The sequence below is a fragment of the Methylobacterium sp. WL119 genome, from assembly GCF_008039875.1.
Classification (GTDB): Bacteria; Pseudomonadota; Alphaproteobacteria; order Rhizobiales; family Beijerinckiaceae; genus Methylobacterium.
In genome coordinates, this window is sequence record NZ_VRUU01000041.1 from 36,987 (window position 1) to 43,196 (window position 6,210).

At 71.5% G+C, this 6,210-nt stretch carries 3 protein-coding genes; 1 reads left to right on the top strand and 2 read right to left on the bottom strand.

Annotation, left to right across the window (positions count from 1 at the left end; genetic code table 11):
- Nucleotides 1-134 precede the first annotated feature (134 nt).
- Together FV227_RS15655 and FV227_RS15660 are read right to left on the bottom strand one after the other, a co-directional pair.
- Nucleotides 135-1,766 carry an alpha-D-glucose phosphate-specific phosphoglucomutase gene (locus FV227_RS15655; protein WP_147727157.1) on the bottom strand — a complete coding sequence of 544 codons (1,632 nt, stop codon included), beginning with the start codon at nt 1,764-1,766 and terminating at the stop codon, nt 135-137.
- Between the two features lie 60 nt (nt 1,767-1,826).
- Nucleotides 1,827-2,447: a WHG domain-containing protein gene (locus FV227_RS15660; protein WP_246686535.1), complete on the bottom strand. Its 621-nt coding sequence runs from the start codon at nt 2,445-2,447 to the stop codon at nt 1,827-1,829.
- A 205-nt stretch (nt 2,448-2,652) separates the two neighbouring features.
- On the opposite strand from FV227_RS15660, the gene FV227_RS15665 reads away from it, so the two are divergent.
- Complete coding sequence (locus tag FV227_RS15665; protein ID WP_147859407.1) at nt 2,653-6,072, top strand: acyl-[ACP]--phospholipid O-acyltransferase; 3,420 nt, start codon at nt 2,653-2,655, stop codon at nt 6,070-6,072.
- Nucleotides 6,073-6,210: the final 138 nt, after the last annotated feature.

Sequence of the window (6,210 nt, forward strand, 5' to 3'; positions counted from 1 at the left end):
CATCACCGATCCACGGGCAAGGAGGACCTCCTTGCGTTCCGCCGCGTGGGCTCGTGCCGACATGGGAGGCACACAATATGCCAAGCGCCGCCCGGCACCTCCGCAACCGGTAGTCTACCGGGATCGGTTCCGGCTCACGTCACCACGCTCGGCTCGGCCCGTCCGGTCAGCGCCTCGATCTCCGCCAGCTCGCGGGCGACGGCGACCAGCGGAGCCAGCACCGCGGCGACCGGCCGCTCGAGCCGGTCCGGCGCCGCCTCGTAGCGCTCGATGTAGACGCGCAGCGTCGCGCCCGCCGTGCCGGTGCCGGACAGGCGGTAGACGATGCGGGCATCCTCCGCGAAGGTGACGCGAATGCCCTGGCGCTCGCTCACCGAGCCGTCGACCGGGTCGACGTAGCGGAAATCGTCCGCCGCCGAGACCGTGACGTCGCCGATCCGCCGGCCGGGCAGCTCCGCGAGCTTGTCCCGCAACCCGTCCATCAGCCGGTTGGCGGCGTCCGAGGCGATCTCCTCGTAATCGTGCCGGGTGTAGTAGTCGCGCCCGTACTCCGCCCAGTGCTCGCGCACGATCGCGTCGGCGCGCTTGCCCGTCGCGGCCAGGATGTTGAGCCAGAGCAGCACCGCCCACAGCCCGTCCTTCTCGCGGACGTGGTTCGAGCCGGTGCCGGCGCTCTCCTCGCCGCAGAGCGTGATCAAGCCGGCATCGAGCAGCGTGCCGAAGAACTTCCACCCGGTCGGCGTCTCGTAGGCGCCGATCCCGAGGCGGGCCGCGACGCGGTCGGCCGCGCGGCTCGTCGGCATCGAGCGGGCGATGCCGGCGAGCCCGGATGCGTAGCCGGGCGCGACGCTTGCGTGCGCCGCCAGGATCGCGAGGCTGTCGCTCGGGGTCACGAACAGGCCCGGCGCGACGATCATGTTGCGGTCGCCGTCGCCGTCCGAGGCCGCGCCGAAATCCGGCGCGTCGGGGCCGAGCATCAGCTGGTAGAGGTCGTGGGCGTGGACCGGGTTCGGATCGGGGTGGTGGCCGCCGAAATCCTCCTTCGGCTCGCCGTTGACCACCGTGCCGGGCTCGGCGCCGAGCATGCCTTCGAGGATCGCGTGGGCGTAGGGGCCGGTCACCGCGCTCATCGCATCGAAGCGCATGCGGAAGCCGGATGCGAACAGGCGGCGGATCGCGTCGAAATCGATCAGCTCGGCCATCAGCGCGGCGTAGTCGGCGACCGGATCGATCACCTCTACGACCATGTCGCCGATCCGCGTCGCCCCGACCTGGTCGAGGTCGAGGTCGGGCACGTCGGCGATGCGATATTCCGTCAGCGTCTTCGTCGCGGAATAGATCGCCTCGGTGACGCTCTCGGGCGCCGGGCCGCCGTTGGCGGTGTTGAACTTGATGCCGAAATCGCCGTCCGGCCCGCCGGGATTATGGCTCGCCGAGAGGATGATGCCGCCGATCGCGCCGGCTTTGCGGATCACGCAGGACGCGGCCGGCGTCGAGAGCAGGCCGCCCCGGCCGACGAGGACGCGGCCGAAGCCGTTGGCGGCGGCGATCTTCAGCGTGGTCTGGACCACCGCGCGGTTGAAGAAGCGCCCGTCGCCGCCGAGCACCAGGGTCGCGCCCTCGCGGCCGGCGACGGACTGGACGATCGCCTGAACGAAGGTCTCGACGTAGTGCGGCTGGCGGAAGTGGGCGACCTTCTTGCGCAAGCCGGACGTGCCGGGCTTCTGATCGGAGAACGGCGTCGTCGGCACGCGTTTCAGGACCATGGTTCGCTCGATCTCTCAGGGACTTTCCGCCCAACAACCCGGTTTCGCGGGAGCGGTCAATCAGCCCGCCGGATCCGCCGCCAGGAAGCGGGCGACGAGCATCCGCGCGAGGTCCGCGGGGGCGGCGTCGGTCAGCGCCCCGAGCTTGCCCGAGGTCGAGAGCGAGGCGAGCCCGTGCAGCGACGCCCACAGGGCGGCCACCGCCTGGGCGCGCTCGGCGGCGTCGGGCAGCAGCGGCTCCAGCGTTCCGTCGACGAGGCCGGTCGCGGAGGCCAACGCCTCCCAGTACCAGTCCGGCACCGCGGCGCCGCGCGCGGGCGCCTCGTCGGAGACGAGGCTCCAGATCGCCGAATCCGCGGCGACGAAGGCGAGGTAGGCGGAGGCCAGGGCCGCCGCGTTCGCCCGCGGTGACCCCGCCGGGTCGAGGGCCGCCGCGAGCGCGTCCCGCAGCCGGGCGAAGGTGCGGGCGTTCACCCGCAGCAGCACCGCGTCGAGATCGCCGACCGCATTGTAGATCGAGTTCGGCGCGTAGCCGATCGCGGCGGCGAGCGGCCGCATCCCGAGGGCGCGCACGCCCTGGTTCCGGACGATGCCCTCGGCGGCCTCGCAGACCAGCGCGAGGAAGCCGGCCCGGTCGACGTCGCCGCGCGGGCCGGCGGCGCGCTTCTTAACGGTCTTCACGCTATGCATCCGCGGTGTCCCGTGCGGTCGCGCACGGGATGCAGCGATAGATTGCACGGCGTGCAAGAACAAGCTTGCGCACCGCCCGCGATCGCTTAGTTTGCACGTTGTTCAAATGCCGTCGTCCAGCGTGGATCGCACCGGGCCCGGGATTTGACGCGACCGCACGGGTTGAGCCAGTCATGGCCCAGCCGGGGAGACCGCCATGTTCCGTTCGCTGATGACCGCCCGGCGTTTCGCGCCGCTGTTCTGGTGCCAGTTCTTCTCGGCCTTCAACGACAACTTCCTGAAGAACGCGCTCGCCTTCCTGATCCTGTTCAAGGTCTCGCAAGGCGGCGATTCCGACTCCGGCATCCTGGTGACGCTGGCGAGCGCCGTGTTCATCGGGCCGTTCTTCATCCTGTCGGGCCTCGGGGGCGAGCTCGCCGACCGCTACGACAAGGCGGTGATCGCCAAGCGGCTGAAGTTCGCCGAGATCTTCGCCGCCGGCACCGCGGTGCTCGGGTTCTTCCTCGCCTCGGTGCCGATCCTGTTCGTCGCGCTCGGGCTGTTCGGGACGATCGCGGCCCTGTTCGGGCCGATCAAGTACGGCATCCTGCCCGACCACCTGCGCCGCGAGGAGCTGCCGGCCGGCAACGCGCTGGTCGAGGCCGCGACCTTCCTCGCGATCCTGCTCGGCACGATCGCCGCCGGCTTCGCCAGCGCCATGGGCGGCTCGCACCTCGTCTTCGGCGGCCTGATCATGGCCTTTGCCGTGCTGTGCTGGCTCGCGGCGCGGGCGATCCCGCGTACCGGCGAGGGCGCGCCCGACCTGCAGGTCGACCGCAACGTCGCGCGCTCCACCGTGGCCCTGCTGCGCGACCTGTGGAGCGACCGCCGCCTGTGGCGCGGCTCGATCATCGTCAGCTGGTTCTGGCTCGTCGGTGTGGTGGTGCTGTCCTTGCTGCCGCTGCTGGTGCGGCACGACTTCAACGGCTCGGAGACGGTGGTCACGTTGCTGCTCGCGGTGTTCTCGGTCGGCATCGCGCTGGGCTCGGGCCTGGCCTCGTGGCTGTGCAGCGGGCGGATCGTGCTGCTGCCCACCCCCGTCGGCGCGCTGCTGATGGCCCTGTTCGGCCTCGACCTCGCCTGGACGGTCGCCCACCACGCGCCCGAGCCCGGCGCGATGATCGGCGCCGCCGACTTCCTGCGCACGGGCTCCGGCCTGCGGGTGGCGATCGACTTCCTCGGGCTGGCCATGGCCGGCGGCCTCTACATCGTGCCGTCGTTTGCCGCGGTGCAGGCCTGGACCGACAAGGACAAGCGCGCCCGCATCATCGGCGCCGTCAACGTGATGACCGCGGCCTTCATGGTCGGCGGCACCTTGGCGCTCGCCGCGCTTCAGGGCGCCGGCTTCTCGAGCGCGACGCTGCTGGCGCTCGTGGCGGTGCTCAACCTCGTCGTCGCGGTCGTGGTCCTCGTCACCCTGGAGACGAGCCCGTTCCGCGACTTCCTGTCGATCCTGTTCCGGGCGTTCTACCGGCTCGAGGTGCGCGGACTCGACAACGTGGAGAAGGCCGGCGCGAACTGCATCGTCGCCCTGAACCACGTCTCGTTCCTCGACGCGCCGCTCGCCCTGTCGCTGCTCGACCAGGAGCCGGTCTTCGCCGTCGACCACGGCATCGCGCAGCGCTGGTGGGTGAAGCCGTTCCTGCGGGTCACCAAGGCGATGCCGCTCGATCCGACCCGGCCGCTCGCCACCCGCTCGCTGATCAACGCGGTGAAGGGCGGCGAGACCCTGATCATCTTCCCCGAAGGCCGCCTCACCGTCACCGGCAGCCTGATGAAGGTCTACGACGGCGCCGGCCTGATCGCCGACAAGTCCGGCGCGATGGTCCTGCCGGTGCGGATCGAGGGGCTCGAGAAGACCGTGTTCTCGCGGCTGTCCCGCGATCAGGTGAAGCGGCGCTGGTGGCCGAAGGTGGTCGTCACGGTGATGCCGCCGGTCAAGCTCGGGGTCGACCCGGAGCTGAAGGGCAAGGCGCGCCGGCAGGCGGCGGGCGCGGCGCTCTACGGCATCATGTCCGAGCTGGTGTTCGACACAACCGACATCGACCGGAGCGTGATGACGGCGCTGATCGCGGCCGCCGAGCGCTTCGGCTGGCGCCGCACGGCGCTGGAGGATCCGGTCTCGGGCAAGCTCACTTATTCCCGCCTCGTGATGGGCGCCAACATCCTCGGCCGCAAGCTGATGCCGTTGGCGGGGGAGGGGCGGGCGATCGGGCTGATGCTGCCCAACGCGAACGGCGCCGCGGTGACGTTCTTCGCGCTGGCCTCCGCCGGCCGGGTGCCGGCGATGATCAACTTCTCGGCCGGCGCGGCCAACATCCTCTCCGCGTGCACGGCGGCGCAGGTGACGAAGATCTTCACCTCGCGCGCCTTCATCGAGAAGGGCCGCCTCGGGCCCCTCGTCGAGGCGATCAAGGACAAGGTCGAGCTGATCTACCTGGAGGACGTGCGCGCCACGATCACGACGGGCGACAAGATCCGCGGACTGCTGGCAGCGCGCAGGCCCCTCGTGGCGCGGACCGGAGAGGATGCGGCCGCGATCCTGTTCACCTCCGGCTCGGAGGGGACGCCGAAGGGCGTGATGGTCGCCAACCGCGGCATGCTCTCGAACGTCGCCCAGGTCGCGGCCCGGATCGATTTCGGGCCATCCGACAAGGTGTTCAACGTGCTGCCGATCTTCCACGCCTTCGGGCTGACCTCGGCGCTGGTGCTGCCGCTGGTCTCGGGTGTGCCGGTCTACCTCTACCCGTCGCCGCTGCACTACCGGATCGTGCCGGAGCTGGTCTACGGCTCGAACGCCACGGTCCTGTTCGGCACCGACACCTTCCTGACCGGCTACGCCAAGGTGGCGCACGCCTACGACCTGCGCAGCTTGCGCTACGTCGTGGCCGGCGCCGAGCCGGTGAAGGATTCGACCCGCCGGACCTACGCGGAGAAGTTCGGCCTGCGCATCCTCGAGGGCTACGGCGTCACCGAGTGCGGACCGGTGGTCGCGGTCAACACGCCGATGTTCAACCGCTTCGGCACCGTCGGGCGCCTGGTGCCGGGCATGGAGCACCGCCTCGACCCGGTCCCCGGCATCGAGGAGGGCGGCCGCCTCGTGGTGCGCGGCCCCAACATCATGCTCGGCTACCTGCGCGCCGAGAACCCCGGCGTGCTGGAGCCGCCGCCGGACGGCTGGCACGACACCGGCGACATCGTCGCCATCGACGCGCAGGGCTTCGTCGCGATCAAGGGCCGCGCCAAGCGCTTCGCCAAGATCGCCGGCGAGATGATCTCGCTCGCCGGCATCGAGGCGACCGCCGCCGACCTGTGGCCGGACAGCCCGAGCGCGGTGGCCGCGGTGCCGGACGCGCGCAAGGGCGAGCGGCTGGTGCTGTTCACCCAGCGCAAGGACGCGACGCGCGCCGCCTACCAGACCTTCGCCAAGGGCCGGGGCGCCCCCGACCTCGCGATCCCGGCCGAGGTGGTGGTGGTCGACGCGATCCCGATGCTCGGCACCGGCAAGGTCGATCAGGTGGCGGTGACCAAGCTCGCGCAGGAGCGCGCGGGCGGGCAGGAGGCGACGGCGGCGTGATCGCTTAGGGCACGTCTTCCCTCCCCCCTTGCGGGGGGGGGGGGGGGGGGGGCCCCGGGGGGCGCGGGGGGGGGGGGGGGGGGGGGGGGGGGGCGCGGGCGCGGGGGGGGGGGGGGGGTGGTGGGGGGGGGGGGGGGG